A 22,195-nucleotide genomic window follows, 5' to 3' on the forward strand; every position below is an offset into this window, starting at 1 on the left:
TATTACTTTAAAATTCTCGAAATTTCATGGAACATATTCTGAAACAAGGAGTTAATTTTAATCTAAGTTCTATTGTACTTATTGTTAAGTAAAACAATTAACATTTTACCAATTAACTCCCTTTGTCTTTACAATAGATTCAGTTTTTGAAACAAAACTCTATTCCTTTCTTTTGAATCATTTAAAATTTTATCAAAACTTAAAATTTCTACATACATATTATAATTATCGTTAAAGAAGAAAAAACCATCACCGCTTGGCAAAAGTTTATATCCGCTATCATTTGCATAGCCTTTCAATTTTTTAGTCAAATCACAAATAATATAAGCATAAATTGGTGTGTTTTTCCGTATATCAAATTCACGCTTATCTTTATCTTTTGCCTCTCCTTCAATTATCTCTCTTGCATATCTAGTAACTTGTTGAATTGGATTCTCTTCATCTGTATAATCATCCCTCAATGGACGTTTGAATTCGATTAGAACAATTGATTCATAAGGTTTATTATTGTTTGAAAAAGCAAAAGGTTTATTAAAAACTATTAAGTCTGGTCTTTCACTCGATTGTGATTCAATTAATTTTATTCTTTTAAATTTTTTATCAGAAGCTAGATACTTATGGTATGACAACTTTTCATCAATCATCCATAGATTATGATCCTCAAATCCAATCTCATCAGATAAAGTTTGCAATGGAAAAATTAAACTATGCACAGCCTTTTCCGTTGCTTTAATTTTTAGAAATTTTTCAAATAATTCTAAAACTAATTTTCTGTGAATTACATATTCTGATAATTTAGAATTTCCGACTTCAATTATTTTTGCATAGATTTCCTTGTGCTTTTCTGTAAACTCATCTTTATCGTCCTCATTTTCTATGAACTTTAAAATAGTTCTAGCTTCTTTCTTAACATCGAGTTCCAAAGTCTGTTGGATTTTAAAAAGCTCTAACTCCATCTTTTCCTCACTTAGAGTTGAAGGAATTTTTTTTAATTCATTTGGCTTATATTTTAGGAGTTGCTTATAACGTGGATGTTGTGAAACAAACTCATAAACTTTTTCTAGTCTGGTTTTAGAAAGCTTGCTGATTTGATCTTCAAATTCTTTATAAATGAAGTCAGTAATACTTTTTCTTAATTCTTCTTGAGATAATTGGTCTGGAAATTGGATTTCTCCTTTTGTAAAAAAAATTGTTGTTCGTTCATCATTTACATTTTCATCTAAATATTTACCTTCAACATAAACCGCAATAGAAAAATTGTTACCTTCATTATCAATTAAAAAATTATCCATTTCAGGAATATCAATTGAAATTTTATCAAAAATCACCTCCCTAGTATTTGCACAATAATGAATTTTGTTATCTACTCTATTGCTATAAAGTTTTACAAAACTCAATTTGAATTCGCTATTTCTAATTTTAGCTTTATTTGTTCTTACTTGCCCTTTTGTAAAAAGATTAAATAAATCATTTACGATAATTTGTTCATTCATATCTTTCAAAATTATCCTTGGACAATTTTTATTTAAAAAATAAACAAAAGCATGCTCAATTATCTTTAAGGCAATATCTTCAGCTTTATTATTACACCACTTTTTATATTCATTTTTTAAGCCTTTTAATCTAACAGTAGTATATCTTTCTTCAATTCCATTTACGTCTTCTAATATATGTTTCTCAATTCCAAGCTTTGTTGGTTCAAAATTAAATTTCCTTAATTTCCATTGGTCATTTTCAAAATATCTACTTTCAATTTCGGCTTTATTAAAAGCCCTTAGCCAAGTAAATCGACCAATTCCTTTTCCTCCTTTAGAAAATTTATATGTTGAATGAGCAAAATTAAAAGAATCATAATTTGTTTCATTAAACCCTATCCCATTATCCTTAATTGTAAAATCAACTATATCTGGTAAGTTTTCAGATTCTTCTAAATCTAATTTTTCTTGAGTTGAACGAATGATGTCAATTTCAATAATACCAGTTTTAATATCCCTCTCTTCAATTGAATGAATTGAATTTACTATAGCTTCATAAAGTGGTAATAGAGTATTACTATATGCCAATTTTTTCTCATTTATTTTCCCTTTAATATCTATTTGCATAAGCTCAGTTATTTATGGCTAAAATATAACATTTATAATTTACAAAAAACTCAATTCTGAACTAAACCGTTTTCAGGCTATATCCATTGATTTAAGATTAGCTCTTTACAAATTTTGAAATATTACAAACATTCCCCTAATCATTAGGTTATGTTTGTGCGACTAGCATTACCTCTTTTCCGGTAACATGATAAATCTGGTTTTTTATTTCATTTTGTGTCATAATAGAATTTGCTCATTATTTCTTTAGATATTTCGATTTTTCAAATTCAAAGGAGGTTTCCGCTTTATCGTTCAGTACAATATAAGCATCAAATTTCTTTCCAGATTTACTTTTCATTCCTTCAATGAGAGAAGTTTTCCCTTTATTGACGAGGCTTTTAATATCGGCTATACCAATTTGCACACCACACACATTTCGGAATTGTACCCAATTACAATTCTCATTAGGACATTTGACAATTTTATCCCTAATAATCAGTTGTCTATTTTTGCATCTGGGACAATCAAGCATGGCCAAATTTTCTTGTGCAATTACAGTTTGCAATAATTCATTGGTAATGGATGTAGCATAGTTTTCCATTTCTTTTTGGAAAGTATCTGCATTACTTTCGTTGTTTTCTATTTTCTGCAAAGTCAACTCCCAGTCGGCGGTCATCGCTACGTCTGCAATCTTTTTATCTTTTATAAGTTCATACACCTGCAATCCTTTTCCCGTGGGAATCAGAGTTTTCTTTTCCCTTTGGATATAGTTACGACTAAATAGGGTTTCAATAATGGAGGCTCTTGTGGCAGGTGTTCCAATACCAATGTTTTGCAATGCTTTTCGCTCCTCTTCATTTTCAATCTCCTTTCCGGCGGTTTCCATGGCCGATAAAAGTCCAGCTTCAGTATAAAGTATAGGTGGCTTGGTCTTCTTTTCCAAAATGGCAGCTTCTTTTATTTTAAGATTATCACCTTTTTTTAGTTCTGGTAGCTCCTGCACTGGTTCTGTATTTTCATCAGAAAAATTGCCCCTTATGCTACGCCAACCTACCTCCAATATTTTGTTGCCTTTCAACACAAAACCATAATGCAAAACCTGTAAAGTGACGTCTGTTATCTCTTTAATGCAGGCTTGCGAAATAGCTTCCAGCAATCGAAAGGCAATCAAATTATAAACAGCATTTTCCATGGCAGGTAATGCCGAAGGTATTTTGTCCGTAACCAGCAGACCGTGATGATCGGTAACATGTAGGTCATTCACTATATGTTTATTGAATTGTCCCCATTTTATTTTGGTTACTGCTTGTTTGAAGATTTCCATATCCTGTAAAGCCCTGATAAGATTGGGAATCTCTGCCCACATATCCTCAGGAATGTATTTGCTTCCGGTACGCGGGTAAGTGATAAATTTCTTTTCATACAGACTTTGGGCTATATTCAAAGTTTCTTCAGCAGTTAGATTCAACTTATTATTGGCATCTTTTTGCAAACCTGTCAAGTCAAATAACAAAGGCGGTTGTTCTGTTACTTTTTTGGTTTCTACAGAGGCAACAGTGACCGCATTATCATTTCTTCTGATGGACTTTAGTGCGTCTTCCACTGTCTTTTTATCTTCCCATTTGTTTTTGGAAAGACTTTTAAAGTCAATGAACTCTTTAGTATGGGACAATTGAATCTGCCAATATTTCTGTACCGAAAAATTTCTGTTTTCCTTATAACGCCTGCAAATTAAAGCAAGTGTAGGTGTTTGCACTCTCCCCAGCGAATAAATGCCACTGCCCGCGGCAATTGAAAGCGCCTGAGAAGCATTGATTCCCACCAGCCAGTCGGCTCTGCTCCTGCCCTGTGCCGCCTTATATAATCCATCAAAATCACTTCCGGGTTTTAGGCTATCAAAGCCCTGTTTGATTGCTTTTTCGGTAAGTGAACTGATCCAAAGACGTTCAAAGGGCTTACTGCATTTTAGATATTCGTAGATGTAACGAAATATTAATTCGCCTTCACGCCCCGCATCGGTAGCCACAATGATTTTATCACTGCGATTGATTAGCTGCTCAATTACCTGTAATTGCTTTAATGCTCCCGTATCTGCTGTATAACCTTTGTCCTTTTTTACTTTGCGCGTCGTCAATAAAAAAGGATTAGGAAGTATTGGCAAAGCAGCTTTGTCAAATCCCACAATTCCGTAATCTTCGGGCAATCCCAATCCTATTAAATGACCGAATGCCCACGTAACAAAATAGCCGTTACCTGTCAGATAACCATCCTTCTTTTCGGATGCTCCCAACAGAACGGCTATTTCTCTTGCTACACTTGGTTTTTCTGCAATAACGACTTTCATCACATATTACATTTTATGTGCCTTGGATTTGGCAGGTGCTTTGGGAGTTTCCTGTTGCTCCTGCTGTTTCTTGCTGTCTGGATTTTTTTGCCCTGAATTTAAGGGTTCTTTGATGTTCTTGGTAGATTCGTTGGTCTTACCTTCGGAATTGACCGCCGTCTGGGTTTTATGGACTTCTGTAGGTTTTACCTCTTCTTTGATCTTGTTTGGGTTTTGAAAAGAAAAGTCTGTTTTATTAGTTTCTTTGTTGAAAGTGATGTACCCATTATATTCCTTGCCTTTCTTATCCACCAAACCGCTTAGATAGATTGTCTGGCCATCTTTTAACTTTTGGTACTGCTCATTGTCAAGCTCTTTACCCCTAAAAGTTTTCGGGGCTTCCGGCGATTGGCCATTCTGATGATTTAGCGTTTGATTATTGGTGTTTCTTCCGTCAAAAAGGAACTCCACAAAACGTTTATCAGCATTGAATTGTACGGTAGCATTAAAAGGATCTCCTTTTTTGGAAACCATACCTTCCAAATAAAGCGGTTTCCCTTCAAGCAAGGTTTGCTTTTGCTCTTGATTAAGTTTTATCCCTTTGATTTCCTCAGGAGCTTTTAAAAAATCCGTACGAAGTGCCACTAACTCATTAGTGAGCCTGTCCACGCTGACAATAGAGGGAATGGGCTCGTTCGTTTTTGGATTCGTTAGATTGACCACCCTACCCATGTTACCAGTAGATAACAGGTTGTTTTTATCCTCCTTTGTAAACTCATGGCCGAAAAAAGGAAAATTTAGGTTAGGCTCTTTTCGGATGCCATGAATGGCTACCATAACCTGCCCTTCATCATTGTGTTGCAAAGATAATCTTGCATCCAATCTGGTTACGGCAGTGCCGAGATTAAGACTTATAGGTACTAGCTCATTAGTTTTAAAGCCCCTTAATAAAGGATCAAGGAGGTTCATCTTTTCCAGTTTTTCTCTGTTCAGTCCAAGACTGTCCATTGTTTTCCAGTCAATCTGTTCTGGTTTGTAACGATACTCGCTCGTTTCCGGTGTTGTTTGTGTTGTTTCCATACTATTTTGATTTTCATGTTTATAATTCTGACTTGGTTCCGTTTTCACTTCAAGTTGCATCATTAATTGTTCACCTTCAGGCGTTGGATGCTTTATCTGCTTCTGCATTTCTTTTGCCACATTAATAGCCAGTGGTTCGGGAACTTTGAAAAATGAAAAACTGGTAGGATCCTTTAATTGGCTAAAAAAATTAGAAAAGAAGTTGGAAAAGATATCACCCTGCTTATCCACCTTCACAAACTGGTTTTGGTTTTTCTTTATGGGTTCAACGGTTTCCAGTTTGCCATTTTCGCCAATGCCCTTTACTGCCATAATTTCCATTTTCTTTTTATCAAGTACCAGCAGTATTTCGGATAATTGTTCGGAAGAATTTGGTTTGTCTAAATTTTGCCCACTCATAATTTGAAATTTTAAGTTTGATATCGAAAGTAAAAGTCTTTTTAAATGTTTTTCGCTAACTGGTATCCGTTGGAACTATTTGTCAACCGTTGGCTTTTTTTTTGGAGATAGGAGTCTTAAAACTTTCCCTCACGAACTGGTGTATGTCCGAGAGCTTATAGTAAATTTTCCCGCTGATTGTATAATAAGGCAATTTGCCGGAGGAACGGTATCGCTGAAGGGATCGTGCACTTATCTTTAACATCTGCAAAATATCCTGATTGTCCAATAACTCTTCGCCATCTATAGCAGTATGCTGATTTTTTACAGTTACCAATTCCATAAGGATGTCGAATCTTTCCATGATTCGCTCCATCCAAGCCATAAATTCCATTCTGTCAACATTCATGATCGATCTTTTAGGTTCAGTAAGCAGTAGGTAACAATTCGTCAAGATAGAGGTACCTGTTTATACTTTACAAAATTCAGTTGCTTTTATCAGATTTTATCCCAATGGCTTTCGTAGTACGGTGAAATTTTAACAGTTAAAATTCGTAAAGCCCTGGTTTTACTAGAAAATAATTCTATGAAAATGAATTCGCTTATGATTTCAGTTTTTAAGTGATAGCAGTTGGTCTATTTAGCGGTAATTATTGGATTGATCCCAACAGCCTTCGTAGTACGAAAAAAATTAACATTTTAAATTTGTAAAATCTTAATTTTACTAGAAGTATTCTTTGATTGATTCTAGCATAAAAAAAAGCAGTATATCCACATAAATATGGATTACTGCTTTTAGGTTTTTGTAGTTACAACTTTACTCTTGATCCTCTCTGGACATTTTTTGTTGTAGGTTTAAGGTTAATTCTTCTAGAAATTTTGTCTTACTGCTTTTACGGGCTTTGATTTCGGTATAGGTTTTATAGATGTTATCTAGTTTGATGTTGAAAAAATCTTCAAATGATGCTGTTATCGTATTAATATCTGCCGCACCATAATTAATTGCCCCATTCGAAAATAAGGCATAAATTAATTCTGTTAATGCAGTTTTTGGTCCTGTCCACACCAATACTTTATGCTTTTTTTCTTCAAATATTTCAGAATCATCTACTTTTAGCCTTTTCAGTGCTTGTCTGATGTAATGAATGAATCGGTACATTGCTTTTACTTTTGCCCAAAGCATGTCTTGCGATGTTGAAAATTCAGGAAATTGGTAGTAATCGGTCATGGGCGTGAATGGAAAATTATCCCGATGGTTTCTAGTAAAGAATTGATGATCTAGGTAACAGTATCCTTGTTCCATATAATGCACAAAATCAGCATTTCTGTAAAAGAATTTATTAATTTTTCGCAATTCTTTCTGAAGAAATTGAACTTTATAGGTTTTACCCGCCTTTGGCATTCTTAGTTCGCAGGAACGTACTTCTGTAAAATAAATCAATAAACTCATTGGAACGGGTTTGATATTTTTGAAAAAATCGATCTCCTCCGGAACAGTGTTAAAATCATTTTTATCCACTATCTCTTTTAAGTTCGTTAAAGTTTTATTACACAATACAATTCCATTGCAAGCCTTATTTTGCATCGTTTCGTTTGCTTCTAAAATTTCATTGCAGACAGCATTAAATGATTCAATCGTTTTTTCAAACATATCTTTTAAAATTAGGTGTCAAATATCTTCATCCTTTAGCAATTGATTTGTAATCATTTTGCAAAGTACTCATAAGTTCCATTGCATAATTGTCTCTTGCCTGAACATAAGCAACCTTTGGAATTATTTGGGCTCCTAACTTTCTTTTTTCAAAGGAGGCTGAGACTCCAAAGTCTATTTTTGGAAATTGGAGCGCATTAGCTCTTTTTATGGTTTGAAATAACAATTGCCTGTATAGTTGGTACTCTTTTGCCCATTTATAATCCATACCTATTAATTCCGGAACATAGGTGTGATTGCTATTTTTGTAACAAAACATAACTCCTACAAATGAATTTTCGGTATCTGCTTTCAATGCTAATATTATAAACTCCCAGTTTTGACTTTCATTCATGTTTTCGAAAACTTCTTGGGAATACCGAAAAGTATTGATAGCATAATTGTTATCTTTTACATTGTTGTAGAGTTGGTATGCTCTTGCTATTTCTGATTTGTTTAATTTGTCTTTTATTGCAACATCATAGTGCTTTTCATAAGGTTCTATCTCTTTATTGAAATGTTTACGGGAACGAAGAGACAATGTTTCTGTAAACTCATTATACGTATGCCAAACTTTGTTTTGCATTACACAGGATTCCGGCATATCAATTTTGAAATATCCTTGATCAAAGATCGCTTTATTGTATTTATTACCTTCTTCAAAATCCCTTAACACCAGCATATCTGCATTTAATATATTGTATTTTTCTTCTATATTGTCCAATAAAAGTTTTATTGCTTTTTCAGCTAAAGGATGTTCCTGATTGATGAAACAGTGTTTTCCTTCTGTAAATAAAGAACCCATACTCAATACTTTTGAAGTGAGGTATAATGGATTGGTTTTTCTAATTTCTTCCAAATGGATGGAAACAGATTCAGTGGCTAACATGTCGTCTTTCCATAGGCCATAAGTGAAAAAGGTCATTAATACTATACTACCTTTATTGTCTTTAATAGTGTAATAATAGAAATCCCATTTATTTGTTGGGTCATCATGCTGGCTGAATGTTCTTTCTAAATAAATCATTCCTTCCCAATCGAAAATATTTTGTTTACCCATATATTGATTCCATTCTGTTTTTTGTATGTTCTGGATGGTGTTTTTTTCTTCGATAAAAAGCTCATTTTCTTTTAATACTGAAATCTTTTCAGTTCTTCTACTGTCTATTCCAAAAGCATGTCTGATTTTGTTTTCGGTATTATTTGTTTCTTCCAAAGCTTTAGGAAAGTGATATTCCATTGTTTCTGCTAATGCTTTAATATCTTGTATTTGATTGTGACTGGACAGCGTAATTCTGACACCTGTGTTTTTGATTGGCACAGCGGGATAAATTCCCAAATTCAGAAAAAATCCTTCCTTGAATAATCTTTGGACAAAGTTATAAGCTGTTGCGGGTGTACCCATTCCCAAAAAGAACACTGGCGAATCATTTTTTGAAATTATGGGAAGGCCGCCCTTTGACAACAATTGGTTAAAATAGCCGATTTTATCAGCTAAGTCTTTTTGTCTCACTTCTATTTCAGGAGATAAATGAATGTCTGCTGAGGCGATTGCAGCCGCTACAGATGCAGGTTCTAGCTGAGCTGAAAAGGTTAACGGTCCGCCGAAATTTTTAATTTTTTCTCGCAGTTGTTGATTCTTGCAAAATAATGTTGCGCCACTGGCTCCAAAAGTTTTACTTAGTGTACTCACCACAATACAATTTTCAGGTAATTCTTTGATGGTATCAAAAATAAAACCAGTTCCGTTTTTGCCTTTCCAACTCATTCCATGTACATCATCAAAATAAAGATTAAGCTGAGGATATTTTTGAGTTAAAGCCAATAATTCCGGAATGGGTGCATAGTCACCAAACATAGAATATACACCATCAGCCATATACCAAATTTTGTTGCATTTAGAGGTTAACTGTTTGATTTTATCTTCCAGCATATCCAAATTGCTGTGCCTAATCATTTCTACCGGAATTCCTCTCAATTTTAAAAGTTGACAAGCATTTTGAACACTCCAATGTACCTGATGATCTATTATGACTGCATCTTCATCCCTAATAAGAGTTGGAATAATGGCTAAATGTCCCAACGTACTATTCTTGGTAATAATAGGCGGTATGCCATACATTTGTTCGATTTTACTTTCTAATTCATGGTATAGTGGATGGGAAATGTATGATTTTGAAAGAGGAAATTGCGTGCCATAATCACGAATGGCTTGGATCGCGGCTTCTTTAAGTCTATTGTCTTGTTCTAAACCAAGATAACCTGTTGTCCCAAAATGGAACATTTCTTTTCCTTTAATTTGGATTGTTCTGCCTGTTAAAATTTTATCTTCTGCATAAAGATGTAATATGCCTTCTTTCTTTGCATTCGAAAAAACTTCATCCACTGTATCTATAAAATTATTGTGCTTGATTTTTGCCATTTTAATTTTTTGTTGGTTAATTTTAAGATTGATTGTTTAAATGGTTCATAATGAATTGCTAAAATTGATTATAATAAATGAAAGTATTTTATATGATTTTTGAATAATCCCAAACTGACAAGTCAAATTCCCGAATTGACAACTAAAACACCAAATAGCAACAAATAATCCCGAATTGGCATCATCTTTAGTAGCTAATGTTTATATTTTTGTTAATTTACTACACAAATTAAATAGCATAAAACATGATTGCAGCCCATGATTTTTATGAGAACGACTATGCAAATTTTAGGATTGCTGAGGGCATTCTCTTTTTTGAATACAAACCCAATACCATTATTAATCTTAAGGTAGCCAAAAGAGTCGTGTCTGACAGGATACGATTTCAGAATGAAAAATCATTTCCTGTTTTGTGTGATGTTCGTGGAGTTATAGATACCGAAAAAGCCGGGAGAGATTATCTAGCACAATATGGTTCTCTCTTAACGGAAGCTGTAGGTTTATTAGTTGATGAAAAAGTAATTTTAACGATAAGCACTTTTTATTTACAAATCAGTAAGCCTACTGTGCCTACCCAAATCTTTACTAAAAAGGAAGATGCTTTAGTCTTTTTGAAAAAATACTTATAATTCAAAAATCAACTAATTTAAAAAATGTAAACTGAATTACTATTTGGATTGCATCAATTATAATTATAAAACGCAAGTTACATATTATGCAAATGCCTATTGAACAAAATCATATCGTTGCAATTCATCAAATGTTATTCGAAATGGCGAGAGGCAATTTTAACAGCCGAATTCCATTAAAAGGTTATGGAGATGGGTTAGAGACTATAGCTGTTTTAATAAATATGGTCGCGGAGGAAATGCGAGACTCTATTTTTGATGGCGGTTATGTTAATCCACATAATTCACAACAATTTATTTCACAAACTACTTTTGTGCTAAACAATACATTTTCTATCCAGAGTTTCACTCCTGAGATTATGTCGTTCTTAGGTTATTCAAAATCTGAATTGGTCAATAAATCATTAGAATCTCTTCTTACAGCTGATTCGTATGCCAAACTAAATGATTTCTTAAGTACTATTAAAAATGATACGAGTCCATCTTCTATAGTATTATCTCTTGATTTTGTTACAAAAGAAAAATTGCATCAACTCACTAACTGCAGTTTTGCAAAATTGATTGATTGTGATTACTATATAGTGAGCCTGATCACACCAGTACAAAAAAAATCGTATCATCCTATCGAATCTGATAATGATATGGATAAACAACTAAAAACAAGAAAAGCTGATGCCTTGCTCATTCAAAAATTGTATGATTATATTTTAGCTAATCTTGAAGAGCCACTACCCTCATTGAAATTGCTATCTAAAAAATTTGGAACTAACGAATATAAATTAAAAGATGGTTTCCGTCATTTTTTTAAGACGAGCATTTATAAATTTTACAATGAAGAACGTCTAAAAAGAGCTCATTTTATGATTGAAGAAACTATTATTCCATTAAAAAATATTTCAACTATGAATGGCTTTAACAATTATCCTAATTTTTCAAAGTCATTTAAAAAAAGATTTGGGTATTCCCCAAATGAATTACCCAGAAAATCTGCCCATGTATTCTCTCTGAAGAAGATTAATGTTTTTTATCCGTTTTGATCAAGTTTTGCTCCCAATAAGCTATGTGTTATTGTTTTGAAATCCTGAATTTTACTTCATGGAAAATAAAAACAGATGAAGTCATGAGATGGAATCCCAAAATGCAAATTTTTTTTTTAGAGTCTATCTGTTTACTCTATATTTTACTTTTTGTTTATGCAGCAGTCAGTAAATTATTGGAATTTGAAAACTTTAAAATTCAATTGGGGCAATCTCCTCTATTGAGTCCTTTTGCCAGTTGGATATTGTTTGCTATACCTACTTTGGAGATAATCATTGCTATATTATTGCTAATTCATAAGTTAAGACTAATAGGACTTTTAGCCTCATATACGCTGATGGTTTTATTTACGGCTTATATATACATCTTATTAAAATATAGTTCTTTTGTACCCTGTTCTTGTGGAGGTGTAATCCAAAAATTGTCTTGGAGTCAACATATTATTTTCAACTGTTTTTTCATTGTATTAGCTGGAATTGCTATAATACTCTTACCTAAGAACAATGAAAATTATTCTCAAATTACAAAGTCATGAGATTAAAAGTAAAAATAATAGTCCTTCTGATCTGTGGTGCTTTTGGAATTGGCACAATGGCTTCTCTATTTATTATTTCTGAAAACATTACCCACTACCACAACAGCTTTATTCGTCGATTTCCACAGCATGTGGCGGAGCTAGTGCATCAAACCGATTTAATTTACAACTCCTACTATTTTGCCGGATGCGGAAATGGAAAAATTTATTTAGGGAATTATACTGCTCCTTTACAAGTGATGGTTTTGGATTCGGCACTACAAACTAAAACAATTTATCATATAAAGTTAAAACAAAGGAATGTTCCTTTTCGAGGACCTGAAATCAGAGTTTTAGGGGACAACTTTTATGTTTTTGAGGGAATGGTTCCGTATGTATTTAAAGGAAGTATTTCCAATTGGACTGCGTCATTGCGAATAAACAATGGTTCTCGTTTTTCTCAACTTACTCCAATTGATTCCGTGAATATGGCAGTACGTTATTTATCACCAATAAACGGAGAAAATCGAATTGGCACCTTACACCTTGGCAATAAAGTACAAGCTAAATATAATTCTTCATTATTACAAAGCCAATTTGATGGAAAGTTCGACACCGATGGCAGCTTGTTATACAACAGCATTCTCAATCGGATTGTTTATGTCTATCTGTATCGAAATCAATATATAGTGGCTAATACTAATTTAAAACTAGATTATCGCGGTAAAACAATTGATACAGTGAGTCATGCTCAGATACAGTTAACGCAACTTAAAAACAGTAATCAAAAAACTTTTGCCGTGCCGCCTTTGATTGTTAATAAATTGAGCGCTGTGCAGGGAAAATTGCTATTTGTCAATTCAGAATTACCTGGTATGTATGAAACTGATGCTACATGGAAAAGAGCGAGTATAATAGATGTATACGACCTGACTGACAAAACCTATCGTTCCAGTTTTCCTATTTATAAAATTTCCGCAAAAAAGATGAAAGCTATGTTAGTATATGAAAACAAACTGTATGCACTGATCGACCATGAGATAGTTTGCTATAAGTTAAGGGAATATGTCACCCAAAATCATCCTGCAAGAGTTGCCACAAAATAAAACATTTTAAAATATATCGGCCGATGTCAGGGATACGATCGAAAACCTGTAAAAGAGTAGATCATAACCATAAAATATTACTATTATGAAAGCAATTTTTTTAAAAAGAATGATTATGCCACTGGCAGTTATCGTTTTAGGAATCGTTGGTGCTTTTACAACCACAGCCATGAGCAGTGACAAAGCACTTACTAATGTGCAAGGATACCGATTTATATCACAAGCAGATCCGTGTCATGCTGATGCTCAGTGTAGCAATGTTTCTAGTGCTAATATTTGTACTTCAAGTGGAGGTAGCCAACTAAAAGGGAAAGCGGCGCCAAATGCACCTTGTGATGTCCCTTTGTATAAAATACCTAACTAAATAGTTACCAATTGTAAAAGGCAATGCAGTTCAGTAAAGCTAGAACTGCATTGTTTCTTTATTTTCAAAACGCTATTGTGATTCAAACCATTCTGGTTTATTTTCTCCCTTCAAATAATAACCAAACCATTCTGAAAGTTTGTTTGTTAAATCAATTTGATTTTCTTTTTTTATAATCACATGATCATCATCTGGATATAATACCATGACGTGTTTCTTATTCAGTCGACGTAAGGCCAAATAAAATTCCAGATTTTGATTAGGATTTACTTGGGTATCTAAGATTCCGGTATACGAAAATATTGGATTTTTGATTTTGGAAACATAACTAATAGGTGAGTTTTTCAGATAGCCTTCAAAATCTTCAAACAACGATTTCCCCATCCTTAATTGTTCGTATTCAAATCGCCACCCCTCGAATTTAAAATGATTGATATTAATCGATAGGTAGCAGCTTACAAAATCTGTGATGGCAGAGCCGGCTACTGCCGTTGCGAACATGTCTGTTTGCGTCATGATAAAGTCAGTTTCATATCCGCCAAATGAATGACCGGTCAACCCAATTCTGTTGCGGTCTATCGGAGCTATTGTCATTGCTGCATTAGTTGCCGACGTTACACAATCTGTTGCTGAAAAACCTGGATTTCCTAAGGTGTAAACAATATCCGGATATAATATAAAATAGCCTTGGCTGGCAAAGATACTGGCATTCAGTCCTGAGCCATTCAACAAAGTAGGATTGATATACCTGTGCCGTATTGCCGTTTGTTTTTCATAAATGTAAACAATCATTGGGTATTGTTTTGTTGGATTGTAATCAAAAGGATAGACCAAAACCCCTTTCATAGGAACTCCTTTGGCATTTTTATAATCGATGTATTTTGAAGTACTCCATCCATATTGATCGGACCGTGGATTACTTTGAAAAATAATCTTTTCCGGCTTGCCCTTACATTTTACAATCAATGATGGTGGAATATTGAAATCTTCGCTCAAATACATATAAGAATCATTTTCTTTTGATTTATGAATGGCACTGATGTATTTCTGTGTATAGACAATAGGCAGTAACTTTTGTTTATTTTCTAATGTGTAATAACCCGAAAAATTATTATCAAGGGCATTTGATTTAAGAATTAAAAACGCATCATCAATTTCATTTCCTTTCCACACAATTCCGTCAGCATACCCATTAGCATTTTCAATAATCCGGAACATTTGATTTTGTTCACGTCCATTGGTACATCGGGATCTATTGCCGTTATCTGGGTCTATTTGCCAAAGGTCAAAGTGGTCATAAAGCAATAATGTTCCATCATTAACTGACCAGCCAACTACACCATATGGTTGTATTTCGGCCATGTCCATCGAATCATCATAAAATGCGATTCCAGTTTTTTGGGTGATGTTTGTATGCATCTGCTTTGCAATAGAATAAACCCACCAGTCACGGTCTCTAAAGTAAGCAATATATTTTCCATCAGGAGATAAGCTTATATTTCCAACACCTCCGGATTGTTGTTTTAGGAATAGCGTTTTACTGCCTGTATGTAAGTCGAGCAGAAAATAATCCCTGTCGGCTTCTTGCTTCCATGATGGTTTATTTTCGTTCGGATCATAGACTATTGCATAGTGTTGATTTCCATTCAGCATTGCAATCGAATGAACACTATCGCCAACAGTCATCAACTTTCCATTTTTTGGAGACCATGCTGCCAAGCGAGGCTGACTTTCTTTTCCACCATATTTACTACGCAAAGGAAACAAATCTCTATCAGCCTCATTCCATATTTGAATGCCGGAATGGTTTTGTACGATAGTTTTATCATTTTTCTTCATCATAAAAAATATGCGATCCCCATCATCCGAAATACCAAGGGAAGAAGTGAAATTTGCATTTAATATCATATCCTTCGGCCAGTTTGGAGCTGTTGTGGTATCATATTCGAATAATTTTTGGCTTTCAATCACATAGTGTAAAACGGCATCTGCCATAAAAGGTTTAGCAGCATTGGATTTCCCAACAAAAACAATTGATTTTCCGTCTCTTTTCCATACTATATTTTCAAACTGTTTTACTGCACTCTTGATAACAATAGCGTTGGTAATCTTTTTTCCAAATTGGAGCAATCCAACGGCATTCTCGATTTGCGTTGAAGTGCAATACCCAACTGCATTCCCTTTAGGATTCATCGAAAACGAAGTCACATTATCTACCTTTTCAATGGTATCTCCTTTTAAGTTTTTAATGACAATGTTGGTTTTACCATCTGTCCCACTGCAGTACACTATTAGGTACACATTATCCTTTATAAAAGTGAAATCTTGTACGTTTACCATATTCTGTGCTTTTCCATTGTCCAGATTGATCAATTGAAATGTATTCTCAGGTAGCAAGAATCCAAACCACGAATTGCCGACAAATTTTCCACTATACCCTTTGGGAAGAACAATCGTTTTGGCAGTAACTGAATTTTTGACAAATAAAGTATCCATGCCAGATTCATACGATAATGTATAGCTAACCCATTCCCCATCATCCGAAGTATTTTTAGGAGTTAGCATACTCCATAAATGATAATCCTTTTGGGTAAGAGGCCGTGTTTTTTTGACCTGTCCGTTTACCAGACAGGTCATCAAAAACAAAATAAAACTAATCCAAATTATTTTGCAGTTGTATAAAAAAGAATCCATTAGTATCCTGGATTTTGAGGCTTTAAATTTGGATTGAGATTTAATTCTGCTTCCGGAATCGGAAACAAATCGTCATGTGGATCCCATCCCGGTTTTATGGCTGACAGAACTGATTGTATCTTGTTAAACCGTTTCAGATCAAAAAAACGATGACCAAATTCGCAGAACAATTCCAAGCGCCTTTCCTGTAAAATAGCATTAAGGATTTCATCCTGTGTAATAGCCGAAGTATCCGCCAATCCAGCGTTATGCCTAATAGTATTCAAATCTTCTTTTGCACCAATTAAGTCACCCGAATACGCGCGCGCTTCTGCCCTAATCAGATACATTTCTCCCAAGCGCAGTATGATGGAATATTCAAAAGAAGTGTTTGAATCTCCATATTTATATTTAAATGGGTGGTGCCAAGTTGTAACCCCATCTGTAATGGCTTTTGTCCAATGGACTTTTCGTTTGTCATTGGCTGTAAAAGCGTTCATAAAATCATTGGTTAAAGCTGATATCGGTGGAGGTCCCTCATTAAAGTTAAAGGTTTTCGCCTCCAAGGTATTACCATTGGAAAATCCGGGAGCCAATTGCCAGATTGTTTCTGTAGATTCTTTGAGAAAAGTTTTATCTAAGTCTTCCTCATTCATATATTGCGTTGTATTGTTCAGTACAGCCGAAACTTCATTTGACGCTTCATTCCAAAGACCAGCATACAAATCTACTCGTGCCAGCAGCGCATGAGCAGCATATTTATTGGGACGTACTCGATCAGAAGTTACATATTCTTCTGGTAACAAAATTATCGCCTGCTCTAAATCAGCTTTTGCTTTGGCATAAACAGAGGCTACCGGAATTCTAATAGCCACACGATTTTCAGCATAAGCTGTAGTAGTGACATACGGCACATCTCCATAAATATTAGCCAGATAAAAATGAAGCAGCGCACGAACAAATAGTGCTTCACCTATGAGCTGCTTTTGATCTGTTGCAGAGAGCATAGAAGAAATTGACACGCCTAGAATTACAGCATTGGAAGCATAAATTTGATTGTAAGTACTATTCCAGAATTCTTTTACATCGGGGTTGGAAGCAATCAATGAATTGTTGTAAAATGGTGGAGCGCTTGCCAACACACCATAAAAATCCAGTTCATCCGTATAAATTCCCAATAAATGAGATAGTCCACTTGGCGAGCCCGTCAATAGTCCAGTATCGCGTATTTTTGAATAAATATCTGTCATTGCAGCATTTGCCGTTGCTTTTTCTTCAAAAACAGTATTTGTTGTCAATTGAGAGTTTGGCAGCTCCACATCTATAAAATCATCACAGGCACTCATAAGTAAAGCAAGAGCCAGTATCCATAAAGCGTCGAATACCATTCCCCACAGCGAATTTTTGGTATTCCAGAAGTATAAATTAATATTGAACTTTTTCATATGTTGATATTTATTGTTTTTTAAATGTCATATGTAATTCGCATATTTTCATTGGTTTTCGCGACCAATTTTAGGTTATGCCCATTTCATCTGTGCATTTTTATAATTAAAAACTAAACTGTACACCAGCTGAAAGGATACGCAGAGGAGGAAGATATCCTGCCGATTTAAACTCAGGATCTGCACCTTTGTAATGTGTAAGTGTCCAAACATTTTGTCCTTCGAAAAACAATTTGCATTGAAGATCTTTTACAGGTATGTCATAGTAGAGCGAAATGTTTTTCAATCGCACATAGGAAGCATCACTTATAGTACCATCACTTTCATAATATTTATACGAGGCTTCGACAGCTGCACTGTTTGAACCTGTTGTATAAATTTGATAAGCAGCGATATCTCCGGGTTGTTGCCAGTGGTTTAGCACTGTAGTTGGCTGATTGCTTGGGGAACCCGGAAAACTAAAATATGTTGATGCATTATAATTGATTTGCTTGACAAACTGAAAAAGGAAATCAAGCTGCCAACGTTTGTATTTCAAGGTATTTTGAAAACCGCCATAATATTCGGGATTAAAGTCTTTTATAGCAGTTTTGTCCTCGGCACTTGTCAACATGCCATCATTGTTTGCATCTTTGAAAGCGTATAATCCAGTTTGTGATTCAATACCCGTAAAATGATATGTTTTTTGGATATTGAGTGGCTCTCCGATTACAAATTGATTGGCGTAGCTTGAACTTTTCAAATCGGGAAATTCTAAAAGTTTATTCTTTGCGAAAGTCAGGTTGATATTCGTTATCCATGAGAAATCTTTGGCTTGAAAGTTTACAGTGCGTAAAGTCAGTTCTACACCCCGATTCTGCACTGTTGCATTCAGGTTGGCCTGCAAAGATGAAAATCCTGTAGTTCCAGGTAACGGTATTCCGGTCAATTGATTGGAAGATCGATTGTCGTACCAAGCTGCAGTAAAAAAGATACGGTCATTCAGGAAACCTGTTTCCAGTGCCACTTCAAATTTTTTATTGGTTTCCCATCCAAATTCTGGATTGAATAAACGACTTGGTTGCAGCCCAACAATGTTACCATAATTCACTCCCGAAGAGCTGTAGGTGTCTAGGTATTGATAATCGCCAATTTGGTCGTTGCCAGTAATACCGTAACTGGTTCTGATTTTACCAAAACTTAAAACGCTATTGTCTTTAAATAAATTCTCTTTTGAGAATAACCAGGCAAGACCAGCAGCTCCAAAATTTGCAAATTGCTTTCCTGAACCAAAACGGCTGGAACCGTCACGACGACCGGTAGCATTAACAATATATTTACTGTTCCAATTATAATTGATACGCGCAAAAAAAGCTTGGTACCTGTATTCTGATTCATCGCTTACCAATGTAAAGATATTGGAAGCTGATGCCAGATTATAAATAAGGCTATTGCTTGAAAAGCCAAAGGAATATTGTGAGAGCTGCTTACTATTTTGTGTTTGGAAAGTGCTCCCCACCAGTGCATCCAGTTTCCCTTTTCCGAGGATTTTATTCCAGTTCAACTGTGGCTCAATAATCCAAGATTTACGGTCGGCATTGCTTACGATTAATGAGGAAAATTCCGGACCTATCCCATATGCAGGATTGTATCGTGTTGATGGGTTAGCAGTAACTTCGGCATTGGCAAGAGCGGTATATCCAAAATTTGCTTTGAATTGTAAAGCATCATTCAATTGATAGGACATCACAGCATTAGCAATGAGATCATTGGTGTCGGCGGTATACTCTCCTTCAAGATTAGCCAAAGGGTTGTTGAAAGTATTATTTTCCCAGTTCAATGAACCGTCAGGGCTATGGAGTGCAGGTGCATTTGGGGCTATGGTTACTGCTTCTCTCATCAAATCTCCACGGGCTTGATTGTTATTCTGTGCCGTATAGCCTACGGAAGAAGTAATATTGAATTTTTTATTATCAGAGGTATGGTTTACATTCAGACGTACATTGCCTTTTTTATAGACAAAATCACTGGGTAAGACAGAGGTTTGTTTATTGAAATTGGCACTTACCAAAAATTGTGTTTGTTGCGAACCGCCTGAAAGCGATGTTTGAATGTCAGTAATGAGAGAAGTACCTCCCATTAATTCTTTTTGCCAATCAGTATATCGGGTTTGATCCCATGTTCCGTTTACATCGTATGCATAATACGGTATTGGATCGATACCGTCATTGGCGAAAGCCTCTTTTCGCATAGCAATATATTGTTCGGTATTCATCAAGTCCATGAATCGCGTAACGGTTCCCGTACCTGTTAAAAGTTTGGCTGTGAATTGGGTTTTTCCAGGCTTGCCTTTTTTGGTGGTAATCAATATCACACCATTAGCACCGCGAGAGCCATAAATTGAAGTGGCATCTGCATCTTTTAGCACCTCAATACTTTCAATTTGGTCGGGATTGATACTGTTGAGCGGACTGGGCTGATTAGGCAGTACTGCCGAATTGATACCAGTACCAATTGGATCAGAGGAATAGGGAACTCCATCAATGATATAGAACGGATTGTTTCCATTAACGCGCAGGCTGTTTTGTCCGCGTATCTGGATATCAAACCCACCACCTGGTGTTCCTGTTGTTTGTGTGATATTGACTCCTGCCATACGTCCCTGCATTGCTGCCAATACATTGGTAACAGGCTGTTTCTCTATGTCCTTCGTAGTAATTTTGGAAATACTTCCAGTACGTTCACTGTTCTTTACAGAGTAGTATCCCGCATTGATTTTTACCTCCTGAAGTTTTGTTGTATTTTCTTGTAGGGTGATGTTAATTGTAGTACGATTTTGCACAAGAATTTCTTGTTTTCTATAGCCGATAAATGAAAAAACTAGTATATCGCCTGATGATGCAGAAAGGGTGTAATGGCCATTATAATCCGTTACGGTACCACTGGATTTTCCTTTTATCGAAATGCTTACGCCTGCTAAAGGATTGTCACCGTCGGTGACAGTTCCCTGTATTTGATATTGTTGGGTTGTAGTAATAGCTTGCCGCAGAAAAGTATTGGCTCGAATGGGCGAAAAAGACAATACACTTCCCATTAAAAACAGGAAACAAAAAGCCTTTCTACCCCTAGAAAATGAAAAATTATTCATAATATTGGGTTGGTTTAGTAAAATGTTAGTTTTATTAGCTATGGTCCTCTAGGTAGTTTGGCGACGAATTAGAGGGCCCTTTTTTATTAGTCTAGAGACTAAACTCTTACAGTCGAAAGTTCAACGATGACTTAAAGAGTAGATGAGATTTTTTACTGCATAGGCATTTCATTTAAAGTTTTTTTGAATAGGAAAGCCAACTGCCGGTGCCTGTTGCAGCCAGACGGAGGCAGTGTCTTTCCCCACTAATTCTTTTAATGGTATTGCGAGACTTAAAAAAGCGTTGCTAAGAATAGAAGTTGAGTTTTGCCTAAAAATATGTGCAATAAAAAAGGCGTGGAACTCAACTTACTGCGTTAGAGGTACTGGTATACCTGGAAACAATAAGTGAGCCCACGCCATGGACGTGAGCATCTTACTTATCATCTCGTTTCTATAAAATTACCAGTTTTCTAACGCGAGATTCAAAGCGAATGCTTCAAATATTTTCTATATGAAGAATCGCAAAAATACATTACATACTTGTAATGATAAAACAAATATAAGAAAATATCTGATAATGCGCATTTTAGTACGCATTATTTTTAAATGATTAACATTTCTTTGTTATTATGGCTGAAGCAAGCAATATTATTTGTAACTATATCTATGATACTTGGATTAAATCGTATAAGTCCCAGAGGTCTTTTGCATTAGATCATAATATTGAAGAAAGTATAGTTAGAAAAATTAAAAACACCGCACTTAAGATTAATGAAGCAAATTATAATATCCCTGTTAATACTCTTAAAAAAATTTGTGAGTCTCGTAATATAAAACTATCAGATTTTTTTAAATTGATAGATAATTAAACATACGCGACAAAAATTAAGGTTTAGTCTTCATTTAATAAAACCCTAAAGATGCTTCATAGCATCTTTTTTTATGCAAATAATCGAAATACTTGTCAATTCGGGAGTAATTGACTTTATGACAAAAGTTAGTTTTAGATACGTTCTATATTAGTAAAAAAAGAAAATTCATAATTATACCAATAAAGCCCTTATCAGAAGAAATCCGTTTTAGTAATACAGAACGTTTCGCAAAAGCCTTTTCTCAAAAAAAGATTTGCCAGTTCCCCTATTTAATGAACCAACCTCAAAAAAAGGCAGTTATAACGTATATTAAGCTATAAGTTTTTAGAATATAAAAGACTTTAATAGCAATCCAAAAAAGTTGCATGCTTATTATAAAGAAATACTTCTTTCTCCACTCGTTAAGTCTTTTGTTTTTCCATACCACCAACCAATTTCCTTGCCGAGTAAATACCTCTAGATAAGAAT

General features: G+C 34.7%; 14 protein-coding genes. 5 read left to right on the forward strand and 9 right to left on the reverse strand.

Going from position 1 to position 22,195, the window contains the following annotated elements:
• Positions 1-128 precede the first annotated feature (128 nt).
• The 6 genes from VLC96_RS04035 to VLC96_RS04060 all read right to left on the reverse strand — a co-directional run bounded on the left by VLC96_RS04035 (position 129) and on the right by VLC96_RS04060 (position 9,977).
• Positions 129-2,102 carry a hypothetical protein gene (locus tag VLC96_RS04035; protein WP_325260767.1) on the reverse strand — a complete coding sequence of 658 codons (1,974 nt, stop codon included), beginning with the start codon at positions 2,100-2,102 and terminating at the stop codon, positions 129-131.
• A 238-nt stretch (positions 2,103-2,340) separates the two neighbouring features.
• Entirely contained in the window at positions 2,341-4,428 is a 2,088-nt protein-coding gene (locus VLC96_RS04040; RefSeq protein ID WP_325260768.1) for a type IA DNA topoisomerase, read from the reverse strand.
• A 6-nt stretch (positions 4,429-4,434) separates the two neighbouring features.
• Entirely contained in the window at positions 4,435-5,886 is a 1,452-nt protein-coding gene (locus tag VLC96_RS04045; RefSeq protein WP_325260769.1) for a DUF3945 domain-containing protein, read from the reverse strand.
• Between the two features lie 82 nt (positions 5,887-5,968).
• Positions 5,969-6,274 carry a helix-turn-helix domain-containing protein gene (locus VLC96_RS04050; protein WP_325260770.1) on the reverse strand — a complete coding sequence of 102 codons (306 nt, stop codon included), beginning with the start codon at positions 6,272-6,274 and terminating at the stop codon, positions 5,969-5,971.
• A gap of 408 nt (positions 6,275-6,682) precedes the next feature.
• A complete protein-coding gene (locus VLC96_RS04055; RefSeq protein WP_325260771.1) occupies positions 6,683-7,516 on the reverse strand; it encodes an RteC domain-containing protein in 834 nt (277 codons plus the stop codon).
• A 28-nt stretch (positions 7,517-7,544) separates the two neighbouring features.
• Complete coding sequence (locus tag VLC96_RS04060) at positions 7,545-9,977, reverse strand: aminotransferase class I/II-fold pyridoxal phosphate-dependent enzyme (protein ID WP_325260772.1); 2,433 nt, start codon at positions 9,975-9,977, stop codon at positions 7,545-7,547.
• Positions 9,978-10,222: 245 nt separating this feature from the next.
• On the opposite strand from VLC96_RS04060, the gene VLC96_RS04065 reads away from it, so the two are divergent.
• The 5 genes from VLC96_RS04065 to VLC96_RS04080 all read left to right on the forward strand — a co-directional run bounded on the left by VLC96_RS04065 (position 10,223) and on the right by VLC96_RS04080 (position 13,628).
• Positions 10,223-10,606 (forward strand): DUF7793 family protein, encoded by a 384-nt coding sequence (locus VLC96_RS04065; protein ID WP_325260773.1) that lies wholly within the window; start codon positions 10,223-10,225, stop codon positions 10,604-10,606.
• Between the two features lie 86 nt (positions 10,607-10,692).
• On the forward strand, positions 10,693-11,643 hold the full coding sequence (locus VLC96_RS04070; protein ID WP_325260774.1) for a helix-turn-helix transcriptional regulator: 951 nt from the start codon (positions 10,693-10,695) through the stop codon (positions 11,641-11,643).
• 101 nt (positions 11,644-11,744) lie between these two features.
• Positions 11,745-12,179 carry a MauE/DoxX family redox-associated membrane protein gene (locus tag VLC96_RS19110; RefSeq protein ID WP_414655561.1) on the forward strand — a complete coding sequence of 145 codons (435 nt, stop codon included), beginning with the start codon at positions 11,745-11,747 and terminating at the stop codon, positions 12,177-12,179.
• Entirely contained in the window at positions 12,176-13,264 is a 1,089-nt protein-coding gene (locus VLC96_RS04075; protein WP_325260775.1) for a hypothetical protein, read from the forward strand. The genes VLC96_RS19110 and VLC96_RS04075 overlap by 4 nt, the downstream gene beginning before the upstream one ends.
• An 85-nt stretch (positions 13,265-13,349) precedes the next feature.
• On the forward strand, positions 13,350-13,628 hold the full coding sequence (locus VLC96_RS04080; protein WP_325260776.1) for a DUF6520 family protein: 279 nt from the start codon (positions 13,350-13,352) through the stop codon (positions 13,626-13,628).
• Between the two features lie 72 nt (positions 13,629-13,700).
• Here the strand turns inward: VLC96_RS04080 and VLC96_RS04085 are convergent, their stop codons facing one another.
• The 3 genes from VLC96_RS04085 to VLC96_RS04095 form a co-directional block, all read right to left on the reverse strand.
• Positions 13,701-16,322, reverse strand: a complete 2,622-nt coding sequence (locus VLC96_RS04085) for an alpha/beta hydrolase family protein (protein ID WP_325260777.1) — start codon at positions 16,320-16,322, stop codon at positions 13,701-13,703.
• Entirely contained in the window at positions 16,322-17,746 is a 1,425-nt protein-coding gene (locus VLC96_RS04090) for a RagB/SusD family nutrient uptake outer membrane protein (RefSeq protein ID WP_325260778.1), read from the reverse strand. The genes VLC96_RS04085 and VLC96_RS04090 overlap by 1 nt, the downstream gene beginning before the upstream one ends.
• Before the next feature lie 106 nt (positions 17,747-17,852).
• The gene (locus tag VLC96_RS04095) at positions 17,853-20,873 is read right to left on the reverse strand and encodes a SusC/RagA family TonB-linked outer membrane protein (RefSeq protein ID WP_325260779.1); all 3,021 of its coding nucleotides are present in this window, start codon (positions 20,871-20,873) and stop codon (positions 17,853-17,855) included.
• Between the last annotated feature and the right edge of the window lie 1,322 nt (positions 20,874-22,195).

Source organism: Flavobacterium sp. (genome assembly GCF_035456085.1).
Taxonomy (GTDB): domain Bacteria; phylum Bacteroidota; class Bacteroidia; order Flavobacteriales; family Flavobacteriaceae; genus Flavobacterium.